Source organism: Clostridium tanneri (genome assembly GCF_033659955.1).
In the GTDB taxonomy this organism is placed as follows: Bacteria; Bacillota; Clostridia; order Clostridiales; family Clostridiaceae; genus Clostridium_AM; species Clostridium_AM tanneri.
In genome coordinates, this window is record NZ_JARUJP010000014.1 from 1 (window position 1) to 17,300 (window position 17,300).

19 protein-coding genes are annotated in these 17,300 nt (G+C 30.6%); 13 read left to right on the forward strand and 6 right to left on the reverse strand.

Annotated elements, in window-relative coordinates; translation table 11 throughout:
- The first annotated feature begins 69 nt into the window (after window positions 1-69).
- From uvsE to P8V03_RS12240, 7 genes are all read left to right on the forward strand, one after another.
- Window positions 70-1,029 (forward strand): UV DNA damage repair endonuclease UvsE, encoded by a 960-nt coding sequence (gene uvsE, locus P8V03_RS12210; RefSeq protein ID WP_318798317.1) that lies wholly within the window; start codon window positions 70-72, stop codon window positions 1,027-1,029.
- 260 nt (window positions 1,030-1,289) lie between these two features.
- Entirely contained in the window at window positions 1,290-3,251 is a 1,962-nt protein-coding gene (locus P8V03_RS12215) for an HD-GYP domain-containing protein (RefSeq protein WP_318798318.1), read from the forward strand.
- A gap of 131 nt (window positions 3,252-3,382) precedes the next feature.
- Entirely contained in the window at window positions 3,383-5,659 is a 2,277-nt protein-coding gene (locus P8V03_RS12220; protein WP_261670141.1) for an ATP-dependent Clp protease ATP-binding subunit, read from the forward strand.
- 92 nt (window positions 5,660-5,751) lie between these two features.
- The gene (locus P8V03_RS12225) at window positions 5,752-5,940 is read left to right on the forward strand and encodes a DUF4250 domain-containing protein (protein ID WP_318798319.1); all 189 of its coding nucleotides are present in this window, start codon (window positions 5,752-5,754) and stop codon (window positions 5,938-5,940) included.
- Between the two features lie 31 nt (window positions 5,941-5,971).
- Window positions 5,972-6,484, forward strand: a complete 513-nt coding sequence (locus P8V03_RS12230) for a GNAT family N-acetyltransferase (protein WP_318798320.1) — start codon at window positions 5,972-5,974, stop codon at window positions 6,482-6,484.
- Window positions 6,485-6,496: 12 nt separating this feature from the next.
- Window positions 6,497-6,964, forward strand: coding sequence for a metallophosphoesterase family protein (locus P8V03_RS12235; protein ID WP_318798321.1), 468 nt, complete (start codon window positions 6,497-6,499; stop codon window positions 6,962-6,964).
- A 90-nt stretch (window positions 6,965-7,054) separates the two neighbouring features.
- Complete coding sequence (locus P8V03_RS12240; protein ID WP_318798322.1) at window positions 7,055-7,504, forward strand: GNAT family N-acetyltransferase; 450 nt, start codon at window positions 7,055-7,057, stop codon at window positions 7,502-7,504.
- 91 nt (window positions 7,505-7,595) lie between these two features.
- Here the strand turns inward: P8V03_RS12240 and P8V03_RS12245 are convergent, their stop codons facing one another.
- Window positions 7,596-7,907: a hypothetical protein gene (locus P8V03_RS12245; RefSeq protein ID WP_261670147.1), complete on the reverse strand. Its 312-nt coding sequence runs from the start codon at window positions 7,905-7,907 to the stop codon at window positions 7,596-7,598.
- Between the two features lie 273 nt (window positions 7,908-8,180).
- Between P8V03_RS12245 and P8V03_RS12250 the strand changes: the two genes are divergently transcribed.
- The 3 genes from P8V03_RS12250 to P8V03_RS12260 all read left to right on the forward strand — a co-directional run bounded on the left by P8V03_RS12250 (window position 8,181) and on the right by P8V03_RS12260 (window position 9,712).
- Window positions 8,181-8,714 (forward strand): hypothetical protein, encoded by a 534-nt coding sequence (locus tag P8V03_RS12250; protein ID WP_318798323.1) that lies wholly within the window; start codon window positions 8,181-8,183, stop codon window positions 8,712-8,714.
- Between the two features lie 116 nt (window positions 8,715-8,830).
- Entirely contained in the window at window positions 8,831-9,409 is a 579-nt protein-coding gene (gene rpsD / locus P8V03_RS12255) for a 30S ribosomal protein S4 (protein WP_261670149.1), read from the forward strand.
- Between the two features lie 144 nt (window positions 9,410-9,553).
- Window positions 9,554-9,712, forward strand: a complete 159-nt coding sequence (locus P8V03_RS12260; RefSeq protein WP_261670150.1) for a hypothetical protein — start codon at window positions 9,554-9,556, stop codon at window positions 9,710-9,712.
- A gap of 122 nt (window positions 9,713-9,834) precedes the next feature.
- Here P8V03_RS12260 and P8V03_RS12265 read toward each other — a convergent pair whose 3' ends face one another.
- Both P8V03_RS12265 and P8V03_RS12270 read right to left on the reverse strand, forming a co-directional pair.
- A complete protein-coding gene (locus P8V03_RS12265) occupies window positions 9,835-10,362 on the reverse strand; it encodes an amidase domain-containing protein (RefSeq protein WP_318798324.1) in 528 nt (175 codons plus the stop codon).
- Window positions 10,363-10,498: 136 nt separating this feature from the next.
- Window positions 10,499-10,702: a hypothetical protein gene (locus P8V03_RS12270; protein WP_261670152.1), complete on the reverse strand. Its 204-nt coding sequence runs from the start codon at window positions 10,700-10,702 to the stop codon at window positions 10,499-10,501.
- A gap of 230 nt (window positions 10,703-10,932) precedes the next feature.
- Here P8V03_RS12270 and P8V03_RS12275 point away from each other — a divergent pair, with 230 nt between their 5' ends.
- Window positions 10,933-11,700 carry an epoxyqueuosine reductase gene (locus P8V03_RS12275; RefSeq protein ID WP_318798325.1) on the forward strand — a complete coding sequence of 256 codons (768 nt, stop codon included), beginning with the start codon at window positions 10,933-10,935 and terminating at the stop codon, window positions 11,698-11,700.
- A 206-nt stretch (window positions 11,701-11,906) separates the two neighbouring features.
- On the opposite strand, the gene P8V03_RS12280 is transcribed toward P8V03_RS12275, so the two are convergent.
- From P8V03_RS12280 to P8V03_RS12290, 3 genes are read right to left on the reverse strand one after another with little or no spacing between them, the layout of a single operon-like run.
- Entirely contained in the window at window positions 11,907-12,866 is a 960-nt protein-coding gene (locus tag P8V03_RS12280; RefSeq protein ID WP_318798326.1) for an acyl-CoA dehydratase activase, read from the reverse strand.
- The gene (locus tag P8V03_RS12285; protein WP_318798327.1) at window positions 12,847-13,944 is read right to left on the reverse strand and encodes a 2-hydroxyglutaryl-CoA dehydratase; all 1,098 of its coding nucleotides are present in this window, start codon (window positions 13,942-13,944) and stop codon (window positions 12,847-12,849) included. Before P8V03_RS12285 ends, P8V03_RS12280 begins: the two co-directional genes overlap by 20 nt.
- A gap of 1 nt (window position 13,945) precedes the next feature.
- Window positions 13,946-14,839 carry an acyl-CoA dehydratase activase-related protein gene (locus P8V03_RS12290; protein WP_318798328.1) on the reverse strand — a complete coding sequence of 298 codons (894 nt, stop codon included), beginning with the start codon at window positions 14,837-14,839 and terminating at the stop codon, window positions 13,946-13,948.
- A 720-nt stretch (window positions 14,840-15,559) separates the two neighbouring features.
- Between P8V03_RS12290 and P8V03_RS12295 the strand changes: the two genes are divergently transcribed.
- The gene (locus P8V03_RS12295) at window positions 15,560-16,288 is read left to right on the forward strand and encodes a hypothetical protein (RefSeq protein WP_318798329.1); all 729 of its coding nucleotides are present in this window, start codon (window positions 15,560-15,562) and stop codon (window positions 16,286-16,288) included.
- 4 nt (window positions 16,289-16,292) lie between these two features.
- A complete protein-coding gene (locus tag P8V03_RS12300; RefSeq protein ID WP_261670158.1) occupies window positions 16,293-17,285 on the forward strand; it encodes a tyrosine recombinase XerC in 993 nt (330 codons plus the stop codon).
- Window positions 17,286-17,300 lie beyond the last annotated feature (15 nt).

A 17,300-nucleotide genomic window follows, 5' to 3' on the forward strand; every position in this document is an offset into this window, starting at 1 on the left:
ATTTTCTTTTGTATTAATACCTTAACTATACATAAACTAAGGATAATTTAAATAAGGGAAGGTGAGATTATGAGGATCAGATTAGGTTACGTAGCAATCGCTTTAAATCTTCCAAAGGTCACTTCATCCAGCTCAGTGACCTATACCAATTATAATAAATTAGGTTCTGATGAAAAAAGGTTAAATAAACTTAAGCAAGTAACGTTATCTAATTTAGATGATTTGTATAAAATTCTTAAATATAATGTAGAGAATAATATTCACTTCTATAGAATAACTTCTGCACTAGTACCCTTAGCTACCCATCCTGAAGTTGATAACTGGGATTATAGAAAGATTTTTAATGTAGACTTTAAAAGAATAGGTCAGTTAATAAAAGAAGAGAAAATGAGGGTAGATACTCACCCAGATGAATTTAATGTTATAAATAGTATAAGGGAAGAAGTAGTAGAAAGTACAAGACGAAATTTATGGTTTCACGCAAATCTATTTGAGGACATAGGTTATCCAAAGGGAAAAATGGTGCTACACATAGGTAGTAGCCAAGGTGGAAAGGAAAAGGCCATAAATAGATTTATTAATAACTTTTCTCAGTTTCCTAAGGAAATAACCAGTAAATTGATATTAGAAAATGATGATAAGACCTTTACCACCAAAGAAGTTTTACAGATATGTAAGGAGGTAAAAACCCCTATGGTTTTAGATGTTCACCATCATATCTGCAATAATAATGGCGAGGAATTAGAACCAATGCTTAAGGATATCTTCCATACTTGGATAGATCAAGAATTGCCTCCCAAAATTCACTTTTCCAGTCCAAGGGAAGGAAAAACTGACAGGAAACATTCTGATTTCATAAACCCACAGGATTTTGTAGAATTTATAGAAAGCTGTAGGCCTTTAAAAATTGATTTTGACGTAATGCTAGAATGTAAAAAGAAAGATATAGCCCTATATAAACTAGTTGATGATATAAAGGAATTAAGAAGTGGCTGGAATTGGATTGATGAAACTACTATAGAACTATAGATTTTTATAAATATTTAACCCAGTATTCATATTATACTGGGTTAAATATTTATAAAACATACTGAGTTAAAGTGTATTTTATTGTAAAACTTTTAAAAATTAAGGAATACTACAAGAAAATTTAGCATAAAGATTAACTTAAAGCAGTTAATATATTGATATACTCCCATTACAAAGTATAATATAAATGGAAGAAGATATATTCCATGCATATAATGGAACACTTTTCCCAGAAGTATATAAGTTGGAGGAAATAACTAATGAAAAATAGCAAATCTATTGTTAGTATTTATAAGAAGCACATATCTATAATTATAACTCTAATTATTACTGTAATTATATCAATTTTTACGCTTCTATTCATAAACCTACATAGTAATTATGAGAATATTAACCTAATTAACATACTAGGTAAACAGAGAATGCTAACACAAATTATTGTAAAGGAGGTAAATCGAGTATATGAATTAAACTCAGCAGCAGAAAAATATAGGGATAACGAAAAAGAAATATCATCTATAGAAATTAAACTAGAAAAAACTCTTAATAATTTGGAAAAGTATAGGAATGAATATAGAGAGAGGTACGAAACAATAGGCCATGGATACGTCACTTTCAATGACAAAAGGATACGCTTTGAAAATGTGCTTCAGGATCTTCAGCCTATTCTATCAGAACATGAAAAAGTGTGGCCTCAGTTTGATAATGCAGTTAATATCGTTTTAAAAGAGAAAGGTAATACCAATTTACTATATGAAGGAGTAAAATATATAAATGAGAATAATGAAACTCTTTTAAAATACAGTAATGATATAACTAATATAGTTTCTAAATATACCCATCACAGAAATTTAGTTAGACTTTACTTAACAATTTTACTATGCATTATTACACTTGTTTTCTTAAGTATATTTTTTAATAATGCATATAAAAATTTATTTATACCTATAACTCAGCTGTATAAAGGTATGGAAGAGGTAGGAATAACAGATTTAGACATCTCTGCTGTAAAAATGAACAATGCGGAATTTGCCCCTGTTTTCTCTGAGGTAAAAAGAGTATTTAACAAGTTTAACAGCATTATTTTACTGATAGAAAACCTAGGTAGAAATATTCCTTTCAAAGATATTTTAAATTATATTTTTGACTCTTTCATTGAATATATACCCTATACATATATAGGAATAGCACTTATAAAAGATGATGGAAAGTCCATACAAGCATCCTACGGTGTATCTGGCAAGAACCATGAAAATTTGCCTAAGAGATTACTTGGCTTTAAGACAAGCATTGAAAGAACAAGTCTAGGAAAAATTATAGAATACGGTAAAGAAAGAATTATAAATGATCTAGAGATGTATGTAAGTAATAGTGAGGTTACAGAGTATAATCGTATTCTATTAGAAGAGGGAATAAGGTCATCTATAACACTACCATTAAAAAATGATAAAGAGGTAGTAGGGATAATATTTTTTTCCAGCAATATAAAAAATGTTTATAAAAAAGAACATGTGAAATTTTTAAAGACATTAGCTAATAGCATAATGCTTAGTTTAGAAGAGGATATAATTATTGACGATATGATTATTAGTTCAACATTGGCTCTTGCAACATTGACGGAAGAAAGAGATTCGGATACCGGAGATCATTTAAATAGAATGAAAAGTTATTCTCGTATAATTGCTCAACTACTATCTAAAGACAAAAAATATGCAGAAATTATAGATATGCAGTATATAGACAATATAGAAAGATTTAGTCCTCTTCATGATATTGGAAAGGTAGCAATTAAAGATGATATTCTTCTAAAACCATCAAAACTTACTGAGGATGAATTTGAAACAATGAAAACTCATACCATATATGGCGGAAAAGTTTTAAGGAGGGCAGAGGAAAACCTAAAAAAGAGTGGAAGAAACATTTTTAAAATAGGTATTGAAATTGCAGAAGGACACCATGAAAAATGGGATGGATCAGGATATCCCTATGGTAGAAGAGGAGAAGATATACCTCTCAGCGCTAGAATTGTAGCAATTGCAGATGTTTTTGATGCATTGACCAGTAATAGGCCTTATAAGAAAGCCTTCACTTTTGAAGAGTCTACTAAAATTATTTACGAAGGTTCTGGAAAGCATTTTGATCCATATATAATTAATGTGTTTCTTAATAATATTGATGTAATAAAATCTGAATATAATAAATATTTTGCCTTAACTAAATAATAATGCATAATTGACGATCTTTTCTTAGAATATTTCTATTAAAAAAATATTAATAATAATATACACAAAAATATGTTATACTGTAATTGCAGTAATATCCTTGACTTTGAGAGAAAATGGAGATGATTTATATGCAGATGTGTTCTATTTGTAATAAAAATATTGCAACTATATATACAGCAAAAATGGAAAATGGAAAAACTGAGATGATACCTGTATGTATGGACTGCGCAAAAAAAATGGGAATTCCCATAGTAGATCAGTTGATGAAACAAGCAGGAATGACTCCAGAAGATATTGAAAATTTATCTGAACAAATGAATAGTATGCTTCAAGATATAGATTTAAACGACACAGATAATAAGCCCTTTGCTAACTTCTTTAATGGTATATTCCCACCATCTAAAGACATGAATAATAAAGATCCTAAAGCTTACAATAGAGAAGCCTCCTCAAAGGATGAAAAAGATCCCGGTGTAAAAACAAAAGGGGGCTTTTTTAAGAAAAAGAGAAAAAATCTAGATTTATATGGAATAAACTTAACGGAAAAGGCAAAATCAAATAAAGTGGATAAAGTTGTTGGAAGACATAGAGAAATTGATAGAGTAATTCAAATTTTAAATAGAAGAACTAAGAATAATCCTATCTTAATTGGAGAGCCAGGTGTTGGAAAGACTGCAATTGCAGAAGGTTTAGCTGTAAGAATTGCTGATAAAGAAGTTCCAGCTAAATTATTTGATGCAGAAGTTTATCTTTTAGATCTAACCGCTATTGTAGCTGGCACTCAATTTAGAGGCCAGTTCGAAGGCCGTATGAAAGCTATTATAGAAGAAGCTAAAGATAATGGAAATATTATTTTAGTAATTGATGAGGTTCATAATATAATTGGAGCAGGAGAAGCTCAAGGTGGTGCTATGAACGCTGCTAATATACTAAAGCCTGCTCTTGCAAGAGGAGAAATACAGGTAATTGGTGCAACTACCTTAGAGGAGTATAGAAAGCATATAGAAAAAGACTCCGCCCTTGAAAGAAGATTCCAGCCAGTTATTGTTGAAGAGCCAACTATAGATGAGTCTATAGAAATTTTAAAAGGTATTAAAAATTACTACGAAGAATATCATCAAGTTAAAATATCTGATGAGGTTATAGAAACAGCTGTGAAATTATCAGCAAGATATATAACGGATAGATTTCTACCAGATAAAGCAATAGATGTCATTGACGAAGCTAGTTCAAGGGCAAATTTAAAAAACCAAGGATTAGTAGAGTTACGAGCATTAGAAGAAGAATTAAAAGAAGTTCAAGATAAAATTATAGATGCTGCAAGTGATAATGACTATGAAAAAGCTGCTGAGTACAAGGTGAATGAATGCAGACTTGAGAGCAAAATCAAAGAAATTAAGGAGAACTGTTCAAATATTCGGTTAAGTATTGAAGATATTGCCTTTGTTATTGAATCTTGGACTAAAATTCCAGTTCAAAAAATCACAGAAGAAGAAGCTGAAAAATTATTGAATTTAGAGGAAAGTCTTCATCAAAGAGTTATAGGTCAACATGAAGCTGTTGTAAGCATATCTAGGGCAATTAGACGTAATAGATTAGGATTTAGAAAAAACAAAAAACCTTCATCCTTCATCTTTGTTGGTCCTACTGGTGTAGGAAAAACCGAACTTGCTAAGGCTCTAGCCACTGAGCTTTTCGGCAGTGAAGAAGCACTGATTAGGCTAGATATGTCTGAGTATATGGAAAAGCATACAGTATCTAAATTGATAGGGGCTCCTCCAGGATATGTTGGATATGACCAGGGAGGTCAGCTGACTGAAAAAATAAGAAGAAAACCTTACTCTGTAATCTTATTAGATGAAATTGAGAAAGCCCATCCTGATGTATTTAATATGCTTCTTCAAATCCTTGAAGACGGAAGGCTAACAGATAGTCAGGGAAGAACTGTTCATTTTGATAATTCAGTAATAATTATGACCTCCAATGCTGGAACTAACTTTAAATCTAATGGAATTGGGTTTACTCATAGTGATTATAATGCTTTAGAAAATCGTGTAAAAGAAGCATTAAAGGAGACCTTTAGACCGGAGTTTTTAAATAGAGTAGATGACATTATTATATTTACAGAACTTTCAAAGGAAGAGCTTCACAAGATCATTGACTTAATGTTAAAAGAGGTAGCAAGTGAAGTAAAAGAAAAAAATATAACCTTAGATATATCTGAGAATGTGAAAGATTATATATTAAAGGTTGGATATAACGATAAATATGGAGCAAGACCTTTGAGAAGAGCTATTCAAAAGAATATAGAAGATGAAATTGCGGAACAATATTTACAGAAGAAATTTAAAGAAGGTTCTTATATAAAAGTTAAACTAGAAGATGATAAAATTGTTCTAGAATAAAAAGGCAAAACTCATACCTAGTTAAAGCAGCTATATATGAGTTTTGTTTTTAATTAATTATTTATAATTCCTGTTAAAATGGTGGTGTAAAGATGGAAAATAAAAAGGTTCCAACTTCAGATCCGTATATTCTTCTAAGTTGGATAAATATGAAACTAAGAGATGAATTTGATAGTTTTTCTACCCTGTGTGAAGACTATCAATTAATTGAAGAGGAGATACTTAATATGCTTAAACTCATTGGGTACAAATATAATGAAAAGACTAATCAGTTTTTTTAGAATAAATACAAGAATTATCGGGGGATAGAAGATGAATGATTTAATAAAAACTAATTTAAAAGAATTCAATTTGAGGACTGCAGAAGAAAAGGACGTTCCTTTAATTCTAGAATTTATAAAAGAACTAGCTAACTACGAAAACCTATTACATGAAGTTGTTGCAACGGAGGACATATTAAAAGAGTCTCTATTTCAGCAAAGAGCAGCAGAAGTTATTATAGGAGAATATAGGGGAAAACCAGTAAGCTTTGCATTATTCTTTCATAACTTCTCCACTTTTTTAGGACGCCCTGGAATATATCTTGAGGATTTATATGTTAAACCTGAGTTTCGTGGCAAAGGCTTTGGTAAGATAATGCTTTCATTTTTAGCTAAGTTAGCACTGGAAAGAAACTGCGGAAGATTAGAGTGGTGGTGTCTTGACTGGAATATATCATCAATAGAATTTTATAAAGAAATGGGTGCTGTACCTATGGACGAATGGACTGTTTATAGAGTATGTGATGATGAACTACATAGTTTAGCTAATAAATATGATAAGTAGAGGAGTTAAGAAATGAATGAATTTAAGATAGGGGTCATATCAGATACTCATGGATTGTTAAGGACTAAAGTATTAGAGCTTTTTCAAAATTCAAATCTAATTATTCATGCTGGAGATATAGGCTCTATTGATATTATAAACTCCCTGGAGAAAATAGCACCAGTAGTTGCTGTAAAAGGAAACTGCGATAAAGACTCTAGCTTAAATAAATATCATAAAACTGAGGTTGTTGAACTAGGAGGTAAATTAATATATGTACTACATAATGCAAGGGAGTTAGATTTAGATGTTAAAACTTCAGGTTTTCACATAGTTATTAGCGGACACTCACATAAACCTGAAAATTATTTTCTTAATGATATCTTATATTTAAATCCAGGAAGTGCAGGTCCTAGAAGATTCAATTTACCAATTAGTGCTGCTGCAATTTATATAGATGGCTCATCTGTAAGAGCAGAATTATTTGATATTGAGAAATAAATAATCTCTAAAAATACTAAAGTAATTGCCTAGATATGCTTCAATTGTTAAGGCATCCAGGGATAATAGGAAGGAAAGTGTAGGTTTAATATGAATTTAGTTATAAAAAAGTTCGATGATTTAAATACAAAGGAATTATATGAAATAATTAGAGAAAGGATAAATGTCTTTGTTGTTGAGCAAAATTGTCCTTATGAAGAATGTGATAAGAAAGACTTAAAATCCTTTCACTTATTTTTAGAAGAAAAGGATACTATAGTGGCATATTTAAGAATAATACCTAAAGGAGTTTCCTATAACGAAGTTTCTATAGGTAGAGTATTAGTGTCTAAAGGGCACCGTAACAAAGGCTTAGCAAAATATTTGTTAAGTGAAGCAATTAAATTTATTAAGAAAGAACTTAAAGAATCAGAAATTAGAATTTCAGCTCAAGAATATATTATGAAGTTTTACGAGGATTTAGGGTTTGTAAAAGTATCACAGATCTATTTGGAGGACAATATTCCCCACGTGGAAATGGTTTATGGAAAACAGTCATAACAATTTATTTTAGGTTATGCCATTAATAGTAACATGGTAAGTCTATTCTGTTAATGAAGCTATAACAAAATAGACTTACTAGAAAGAAAAACTATCCGAAAAACTCAGGCTCCTCTTTAAAATCAGATCTAATTGCCTTTTGCAAAATCGTTACACTGATTTTCTCTTTGTCTGTAAGTAATTGACAAGGGAAGGTCTCTCCACACTGTGCACACTCTAAAAATTCCTTTGAATCAGTTTGTTCTCTATTATCGAATAGGAATGGAAGAGCCTCACCTTCTTCACTCCATTGTTCAGTAAGCTCTGTATTTATATTATAAGTATAAACATAAGTAGCCTGTCGTTTCATTTTAAAGTAATTCCCATTGCAGTTAGGACATGACAAGGATTTGGATGAATTCAATTTACAACTTCCTTTCTATATGTTTTCTAATTACTAGTCTTTGTATTTTTTTTGTTTCTATGCCAAAAGGGTGTAATACTTTATTCGAAAAGCATAATAATATTATCTATAGCACCTGTTAAAGTTTTTATAATGAACTAGTTAAAATCTGTATTATATATGGACAAATGCTCATATAAGTAAAGAAACAGCATCTTTTAAAGGGGATGGAGTTTACTCAAACATAGGTAGTAGTAATATTATTAAACTCTGAAATGGGTGGAGGAGGTATATATGAATTATGATTATAATGAATGGTGTGAAGCAAGAAAAAAGGGAATGCTAAAATACCTACTAGACTCTAAGCACATTATGTTATCTTCAGTAATTATTACAATATTTATAATGGTTGAGTTTATAGCTAAAAAAAATCTATGTAAGACTAGAGAACTTATTTTTCATTTTATATTTTTATTTGCAATTTTCACATGTACTCAAGTAGTATCGCAAATTTATAAGTGGAAGTTTATGAAGTGTTTGTATGAAAGAACTATTAAAGCGAAAAGAGTACTGCTAAATTATTTTAAAATAATGATTGGAATTTTAGATTTATGGCTGCCTGTTGGAGTGCTGAGCTCTTTATATTTTATTCATATTAAATTAGAAACAATAAGACATATATTAACTTTCATCACTAGTGTATTTAGTATGTCAATTTTATGGATATTGCTAGGTGTAGTAATTGATATATTTTTTATTGTTAAGAATAGTAGTAATAAAGAAATTGTTAAAGAACACTTTATAATAATGATTAGCTGCAAATTGTGATAACAAACCTCATTTGATATATATTATCATTTACAAAGTTATAGTTTTATGCTACTATAATTATAGGCTGTCTGGCGCTAAATATTATCGCAGTATAATATTTTAGGAGGAATAAAATGGCGAGACCAATGGGACCTAGATTTAAAGTAGCAAGACATCTAGGTGTAAATGTATTTAATCATCCAAAAGCTTTGAAAAGGGGAGTTAAACCTCACAAAAAGCTTTCTGAGTATGGGGAACAACTATTAGAAAAGCAAAAATTGAAGGCTTATTATGGAGTCCTGGAGAAACAATTCAAAAGATATATATATGAAGCTTTAAAATCCAAGAAAAGTTCAGATGAGGTTTTAATTCAAAGCTTAGAAAGAAGATTAGATAATCTTGTATATAGACTAGGTTTTGCTTCTACTTTAAGACAAGCAAGACAAATGGTAGTTCATAATCATGTTTTAGTAGATGGTGAAAAAGTAAACATACCTTCCTTTAGAGTAAGTATAGGGAGCACTATAAGTTTAAGAGAAAAATCAAGAAAAAATCAATTGTTTACAGATAATTTTACTATCATAGAAAATGTTTTAGGATATTTGGAAAAGGATAAAAACAGTTTTTCTGGAAAACTTGTTAGAATGCCTCAAAAGGATGAAATTCCTGTAGAAGTTAAGTTTTCTAAGATACTAGAATTTTATTCTAAATAATTTGATTATAATAAGATGGCTTTCTGGCCATCTTTTTTCATATATAACCAGATCTATTCATATATAATATTCTTTATGTAAATAATATATATGAATAGATTAATTGCCTACATAAGGATTCTAAGAAAGAGGAAGGAGTATATTATGGAAAGAGAAAAAAAGTATAATGATAATAGTAAATTGGTAAATGGAGAGGATAACAAAACCGACGAAAGAGCTGCCGTTGATTTAGAAGGAGAGGATTTTTACATATCAACTCCCATAGTAAGTAATTACTATTATAGGTATAGACCCCAAAGGTAGCCTGTAACAAATGCTGTGGCTTAATAAATAACCTCTATGAAATAAAAAACACTGCCCTAGATTTAATGAAGTCTAAAGGAACTCTTAAATCTAGGGCATTTTAATAAGTATATAAGTCACCTTTAAATAGTTATTTTTAAAAAGTGTATTTTTTTTGCACCCCAGGTTCTAGTATAAGGTATGTTTAAAGCTTCAAAGGAGTGATGGGATATTAAAGGTACCTTATTTGAAAATCCTGTAACTATAGCAGAGTGAAATATCTTGCCGTTGTTGTCCTCAAAAAACATTAAATCACCTAATTCTAATTCTCCGATACTAGACACTTCTCTTCCTTTAGGACCTTGCAATCTTGACTGTTCATTAATCTTTAAAGTCCAGTATAGAGAATGTGCTACTGCCCAGGAGATGGACCAGGTATCGTCTTTTACGTTATTATTACTATTTGCTCTATACCACCATGGACTCCTGGAAGTAAAATTCATAGGAGCCCCTCCAGCTCTAAGACATTGTGATACAAAGTTAGCACAGTCACCGCTTGTGTCATTTATTAAAGGAAAGTATCTATATGCTGGATTAGGCTTAAGGGCATAGGTGACAGCATAGTTAACGGCAGCCGTTCTAGAATAATTACTTTGCCTAAATATATACATAATTCTCTCCGTAAAATTATTTACTATCATATTCTATGTTGGAAATGTAAAGAAAGTGTATAATATTTATAAATTTATTGTAAGATTTTACAACATACTAAAAGGCACATAGTTATACTACGTGCCTGATAAAAGATTACAGTTTCTTAGTTTTAGTTTTTATTTTAGTCTCCCTATTAGGATTAGATGAATCTTCAGAGTTAATATAGTTTGGTAGTAAAGGTTTATCACCAGTTAGCCCATCAGTTAATCCAGCGGAAGTAGTATTGCCTAAAGACTCTGTAATTGATGGAGAAGATAAAATCATATCGTCTTTTGAAGTTTTTCGTCCCTGTGGCATATAAGAAACCTGGTTCGTTGTACTATATAAATTTTATATTTGTTATCCTTTGGTTTATAGAACAACTAAATCAGGAAATCGCCTCCTTTCTAATACTATTTTGCTCATATATATGATTTTTTATCATATTCTCTGTAATAACAGTGCTATAGAAATTAATTGGATATTATGTTATAACTAAGTAAAAGGTTATCTTTTATTATATGTTTTATTTTATGAGGGGGATAAAAATGAAGAACTTAGTTGAAAATCTTATTAAAAATTATGTAAGAAGTTACTCTTTGGACAATAGGTTAGAGATACAATGGGAGGAACCTTTAGTTAGCTTTGCAGATGCAAAAGATAGCATGTTCTTTGAATTAAAAAAAGTTATAGGGGAGAATCACAAACTGCCAGAGGATTTCCTGCAGAATGGAAAAACCGTTATCACTTATTTCATTCCTTTTAATAAAGACATTGTCCTTAGTAATATAAAGGGGAGAGAAAGTTCAGAATTTTGGGCTAAGGCATATGTTGAAACGAACAAGTTAATTTTGAGTCTAAATGAATACATTAAGGAAGAGCTAGAAGGAAAAGGGTATGATACTATTGGCGTACCTTTATCCATAAATTTCGATTATGATAAATTAATTAATGATTGGTCTCATAGGCATGCTGCCTATATTTCTGGATTGGGAACTTTTGGAGTAAATAATATGCTTATTACTAATAAAGGATGCTGTGGTAGATTTGGAACTATAATAACTAGTCTAGAAGTTGAAAAGACAGAACGGAAAGAAAAGGAGTCTTGTTTATATAAATATAACGGCAGCTGCGGTGGCTGTGTTAAAAGATGTGTAAATGAGGCATTAAAGCTAGATAGCTTTGATAGGCATAAATGCTTTGAAATGTGTTTATATAACGATAAGCTTTATAATAGATTAGGTCCGGCGGATGTATGCGGGAAATGCATGGTAGGAGTTTCCTGTTCTTTTACCAATCCTACTAAGTGTTTATAGGATGTTATCTACAATGTCTAGTGATAGACAAGCGTTTTAGGAATATGTGTTTAGAAGTATATATATCTGTACCATTTCTGCTAAATTCTTTAGTGTTATAGAGCAGGTAAGGAGATTTCTTAGTCTTCACTATACAAATATTTAGCTAGAAGCATAGATATATATACTTCAAAAATAGTTTTTTAAGCTACATTTTTAAAGAGCTGTTATACAGCCACATTGCCACTCCATTTACCACATTTATCGCCAAAAAAGCCTATAGTAGTATTGCTGCCGAGTATTTTTACTACCTCACATCTATTAGGGCATCCTTCGCATTCAAAGCTCTTAGAGTTAAAGTTTGTATCTGCTAAGTCAAACCCTTTGAAATTAGTTAATTTGCCTGTTTTTTCTAATTTTTCTTTTGCTAAAATAGCGGAGCCTATTGCCCCCATAACTTTATAGTTTGGAGGAATTGTAACTTCGCATCCTAGTGCGTTTTCAAAGGCTACCTTCATACCTATGTTAGCGGCTACACCTCCTTGAAAAAATATCTCCGATTTAATTTCTTTTCCCTTTGCTACATTATTAAGATAATTTCTTACTAAAGCTTCACAGAGACCTCGAATTATATCTTTATCACTATATCCTAATTGTTGCTTATGTATCATATCTGATTCAGCAAAAACGGCGCATCTGCCAGCGATTCTCACTGGATTTGTAGATTTTAATGCGTAGTCGCCAAAGTCTTCTATAGGTATTTCAAGTCTTTCTGCCTGCCTATCTAAAAATGATCCTGTACCGGCAGCACATACGGTATTCATAGCAAAATCTGTAACTATTCCTTCTTCTAATAAGATAATCTTGGAGTCTTGACCTCCAATTTCTATAATAGTTCTTACTGTATTTTGTGTATTTAGAGCTGCAACAGCGTGAGCAGTAATTTCATTTTTTACTACATCAGCGCCAATTATGGTAGAGCATATTTGACGGCCGCTTCCGGTAGTTCCCACTGCTATAATTTCATCATTTTTATATTTATCTTTTAATATTTTAAAACCTTCTTGAATTGCATTTATTGGTCTGCCTTTTGTTCTTAAATATAAGGACTCCACTACCTTCATATCCTTATCTAATAACACAATATCAGTACTGACAGAACCAACATCAACTCCCATATAGTACATTGTCTTTTCTCCTTTCAAGTAAGTCTAAAAAAGCTTCTATTCTGGTTATGTATCCAGCTTCCCCGGTCATTTCATCTACAACTAAAGTTAGTATGGGAAAGTCTTTGTCTCTTGATATTGATGGCAATATAGACTTGCATACAATTTCAGGCATACAGCCCATAGGGAATATTTGAATTGCTCCATCAAAGCCTTTTTCTTGAGCTAAAACTGCTTCTCCTATACACTCTCTAGCATGACCTCCAATATAAAGCGGTAGATAATCCTTAGATGCTCTTCTAATATCTAAAGACTGCATTTTAATGGTGGATAAGGTTGTATTCTTAAACCACCAACTAGGGGAAAGATGCCTTTTAGATGAAACACCGTAATCCATAAGCTTATCTTCTATATATAGGTTAGAGAAGGGTTCGATTATAGTATATATTTCGCCTATAATAGCTATTTTAATCGGGTCCTTCTTCTTATCTATTTCTATATCATTAAGAAGCTTTTCGTAGTTTTTAAAATGATTTATCATAGCAGCTGGATTACTATAACTAAAGGCTTCGCTTTTACATCTATTTAATAATCTTTTGCAATCTCCCTTATTTACCTCATATCCAGCAAGAAATCTTGCCTTTTCTTCTATTTTATCTATTAAATTAATGACCTTAATTGCGTTATGTAGTACTTGAAATTTTTCTACAGAAGACTTTTGGCTTCTAGAAGTAATTTTTTCTATTCTGTTAAATAACTCCTTGATTCCAATATCCTTTGGTTGATCTAAAACTATAAAGTCTAAATTATGACCTAACCTTTTCAATATATTCATCTGTAGTTCGCAGTATTCGCCAAATCTACAAGGGCCACAACTGCCAACAATTAAAATAGTATCTGCACCTTGTTCTATACTTTTTACATAGTTACCTATCATTATTTTGAAGGGAAGACACATTTCTTCTGGCGAATAAAGGGAACCGGTTTCTAAAGCCTCTCTATTACTTGCAGGAGGTATTATATAGTCTACACCAAGACCATCGAATATGGCTTTTGCAGCAAAACAGGTATTTCCAAGGTGAGGAAAGGTTATTTTCATCTTATCCACATCTCCTTTCTAACATATCTGCAAAGGCCTCTAGTCTTGTATCAAAGCCAGCTTCTCCGGTATGTTCATCTATTTTTAAAATTAAGACCGGAAAACTTCCCAATCTGTCTTTGATTAATTCAATTACAACAGAATCTATGCCACAGGAAAAGGAAGACATATACACCAATCCGTCGATTTTCCTATTTTCTGCAAGGTAGGTAGAGAAACCATAAGAGTTTTTAGCAAAAGTCCAAAAGGGTCTCTTAAATAAATCTTTAACTTGATTTTTTATAATACAACTGTCGATATTCTCTTCTGTTATTACTCCTATACCTAATTTGTTTAACTTTTTAACTACATTCATATTTGTAAAATTATCATAGATATTATAGGGATGACCAACTAAGGCTACATTTAAGTTGTATCCATTATCCCTTATACCACATTTGTAATTTTTTTGTGCGTCAATTGCAGATCTATAGGCCTTTTCAATAGTTGTAAGATTTTTTGTAAATAATTTTCCTGTAGTTTTAACCCATTTTTTTAATTCTTTTTCTGTGGAAGCGTATATGGGATAGATAATTGCTTTAGGCATATCCGATATGCTATTTAGTACCATTTCAGGTAAACCACAAAACTTAGGACATATAAATTCTCTTGTGTCTAATTGCATTATCCTGGGAATAAATATAATATCACATTTATCCTTAATTGAAGCAACATGTCCGTGAAAAACCTTAACAGGAAGGCAAGCTTCATCTACGGAATGCTTAACACCTATATCTAATATTTCTTTATTGGTATCTGGAGATGCAATTATCTCTGCACCTAATTCGGTGAAAAAGGTTTCAAAGAAGGGATAGTATTTGTAATATAGTAATCCTTTAGGTATTCCGACTTTCATTAAAAAATCTCCTTTAGCTAATGTAAAATAATTTATAACCACATTAGTATATTTTACCTTGTTATCAAAAAATTATTCAAAATAGCAGTTAGTAATATTATAACTATATTGTATTTATTAACCATGTGGATTTTGTTGAAAAATTACGCTGCAAAAACTTTATAACATAGAGAAATGCGATTGAGCTTTTTTTATTGATAAAATTTATAAATAAAACAGAATTTGAAAATGTTAATAAAAGTAATTTTTGCTACTAAATATCTACAAACCCCTTCTGTTTAGGGGATAAGAGGGGATGATTACAGAGCAGTTACAGATTTATGTGTAATTTAAAAGAGAATTTATACCGTATTGTTATATAGCAGCAAGTTAACTTATTGTTTTAAATTTTATTCATGTAATTGATAATATTCTCAATTGAAACTTTATACAAAGATAGTAGTAGATGACTATTATAAATATATAATATAATTATACTTACAGGACACATATTACCTTAAGGACTATTTTAATAGGAATTCAAATACAATCCTATTTGTTTATATATAAATAACTTATAAGTACTAATAATATACATATAACTAAATCTTATTAATCTAAATAAATCATATATAAATTTATATTCGCTAAATACACATTTCTTAAACTTCGCGTATTGTAATTCACGAACGAATATAGTATAATGAAATCAAGGCTTGAGGCATATTAAGGAGGTTTTTTATGACTAGAGGTAGAACCATAACATTTAGGTATAAACATTTTAAGTACGATGATAACATTAACAAGATGTTATCTATTAGCCTAACCCCTAAAGATGAAGAAAGATTAATTAAAATATATAATAATTACGAATCCTTAGGTGTTCGTCGTGGTTACGAGTATATAATAAAAGATTTATATATTTTGTTAGAAAAATACTCCGTTAGCACCACAGATATAGCTAAAATTTATGATGTTGGAATTCGTACTGTTCAGATATGGTTAAAAGAATTAGGATTAAATAGAACGTTAAAGGAAGCTCAACAAATTGCAGTAACAAAAAGAGATTATAAAACTGTCAAATCCCCTTCTAAAGGAACTGCAACATCCAAAATAGAGGTAAAGGATAAGGTGAGGAATTATATCACGGTAGAGTTAAATAGATTGCTAGTGGAGAGATTTAACAATTATGAAGTAATAGTCGGAATAGACGCCTTAGGAGTTATAAACTCTGAAAAAGCTATTCCTATAATAGTAGCTAAAAATACTGTGTTTAAGAAATTTTTAATTGACTTTGTAGAACTTGAAGGTAATGAGGAGGAACTAGACAAAACCAAAAGAGTTACAGCAGAAAAGATGGGTTATAAATTGTTGTTAGTAAAGCACCAAAATCTTAATGATGAAAAAGAGATAAATCATGAATTGATGAATTTATTTAATGAAATAACTAGGGAATTGGAAGGAATATAATAATATGAAATATGATATTAAAGGAATAAGAAATAATGACTTACCGGAACAGGTAACAAACTTTTTAAATTATTTAGAAACAATAAAAGGTAAATCTGAAAATACATTAAAGGCCTACAAGGTTGATTTGACTATGTTTTTTAGATTTATAAAAATGTATAAAGGAATACCCTATGATGATAATCTAGATTTTGAGGAGATACCTATATATGATATAGACGAATATGTTATAAGAAAATTAAAACTATCGGATTTATATGCTTTTTTATCCTTTACAGAGAAATACAGATCTAATAGTGCCTACGCCAGAGCTAGAAAGGTAGCTACTTTAAAGTCTTTCTTTAAATTTTTAAGCGGCAAGGCTAAGATTATAGATGAAAACCCTGCTATAGATTTAGAGTCTCCTAAGATAAGCAAGAGAAATCCTACATATCTAACTTTAGATGAAAGTAAATCTCTCTTAAAGGCTATTGAGGGCAAAAATAAAGAAAGAGACTACTGTATGATAACTCTATTTCTAAACTGCGGCCTTAGACTGTCTGAGTTATGTGGAATTAATATTTCTAATATTAAAAAGGACATTTTGACAGTTGTAGGAAAAGGAAATAAGGAACGAACGGTTTATTTAAATAATGCCTGTATAAAAGCTATAGATAACTACCTTATAGTTCGTCATAAAAACATAGATAAGATAATAGATAAAGACGCACTTTTTATTAGCAAAAATAACACAAGAATCAGTAAAAGATCAGTAGAAGTCATGCTGAAAAAATATCTTAGTGCTGCTGGATTAGATACAGATAAGTATACTCCTCATAAGCTTCGACACACTGCTGCTACACTTATGTATAAGTATGGAAATGTAGATATAAGAAGCCTCCAACAAATACTGGGTCATGAGAATGTATCTACAACACAAATTTATACCCATGTTGATGACGAAAAGTTGAGACAAGCTGTAAATTCTAACCCTTTAAGTGATGAAAATACAGATTAAAAATAAAGCTTCAAC

Excerpts from the sequence above, each read along its gene's own strand:
- uvsE (WP_318798317.1), top strand. The coding sequence starts at position 70 with ATGAGGATCAGATTAGGTTACGTAGCAATCGCTTTAAATCTTCCAAAG.
- P8V03_RS12215 (WP_318798318.1), top strand. The coding sequence starts at position 1,290 with ATGAAAAATAGCAAATCTATTGTTAGTATTTATAAGAAGCACATATCT.
- P8V03_RS12220 (WP_261670141.1), top strand. The coding sequence starts at position 3,383 with ATGCAGATGTGTTCTATTTGTAATAAAAATATTGCAACTATATATACA.
- P8V03_RS12225 (WP_318798319.1), top strand. The coding sequence starts at position 5,752 with ATGGAAAATAAAAAGGTTCCAACTTCAGATCCGTATATTCTTCTAAGT.
- P8V03_RS12230 (WP_318798320.1), top strand. The coding sequence starts at position 5,972 with ATGAATGATTTAATAAAAACTAATTTAAAAGAATTCAATTTGAGGACT.
- P8V03_RS12235 (WP_318798321.1), top strand. The coding sequence starts at position 6,497 with ATGAATGAATTTAAGATAGGGGTCATATCAGATACTCATGGATTGTTA.
- P8V03_RS12240 (WP_318798322.1), top strand. The coding sequence starts at position 7,055 with ATGAATTTAGTTATAAAAAAGTTCGATGATTTAAATACAAAGGAATTA.
- P8V03_RS12250 (WP_318798323.1), top strand. The coding sequence starts at position 8,181 with ATGAATTATGATTATAATGAATGGTGTGAAGCAAGAAAAAAGGGAATG.
- rpsD (WP_261670149.1), top strand. The coding sequence starts at position 8,831 with ATGGCGAGACCAATGGGACCTAGATTTAAAGTAGCAAGACATCTAGGT.
- P8V03_RS12260 (WP_261670150.1), top strand. The coding sequence starts at position 9,554 with ATGGAAAGAGAAAAAAAGTATAATGATAATAGTAAATTGGTAAATGGA.
- P8V03_RS12265 (WP_318798324.1), bottom strand. The coding sequence starts at position 10,362 with ATGTATATATTTAGGCAAAGTAATTATTCTAGAACGGCTGCCGTTAAC.
- P8V03_RS12270 (WP_261670152.1), bottom strand. The coding sequence starts at position 10,702 with ATGCCACAGGGACGAAAAACTTCAAAAGACGATATGATTTTATCTTCT.
- P8V03_RS12275 (WP_318798325.1), top strand. The coding sequence starts at position 10,933 with ATGAAGAACTTAGTTGAAAATCTTATTAAAAATTATGTAAGAAGTTAC.
- P8V03_RS12280 (WP_318798326.1), bottom strand. The coding sequence starts at position 12,866 with ATGTACTATATGGGAGTTGATGTTGGTTCTGTCAGTACTGATATTGTG.
- P8V03_RS12285 (WP_318798327.1), bottom strand. The coding sequence starts at position 13,944 with ATGAAAATAACCTTTCCTCACCTTGGAAATACCTGTTTTGCTGCAAAA.
- P8V03_RS12290 (WP_318798328.1), bottom strand. The coding sequence starts at position 14,839 with ATGAAAGTCGGAATACCTAAAGGATTACTATATTACAAATACTATCCC.
- P8V03_RS12295 (WP_318798329.1), top strand. The coding sequence starts at position 15,560 with ATGACTAGAGGTAGAACCATAACATTTAGGTATAAACATTTTAAGTAC.
- P8V03_RS12300 (WP_261670158.1), top strand. The coding sequence starts at position 16,293 with ATGAAATATGATATTAAAGGAATAAGAAATAATGACTTACCGGAACAG.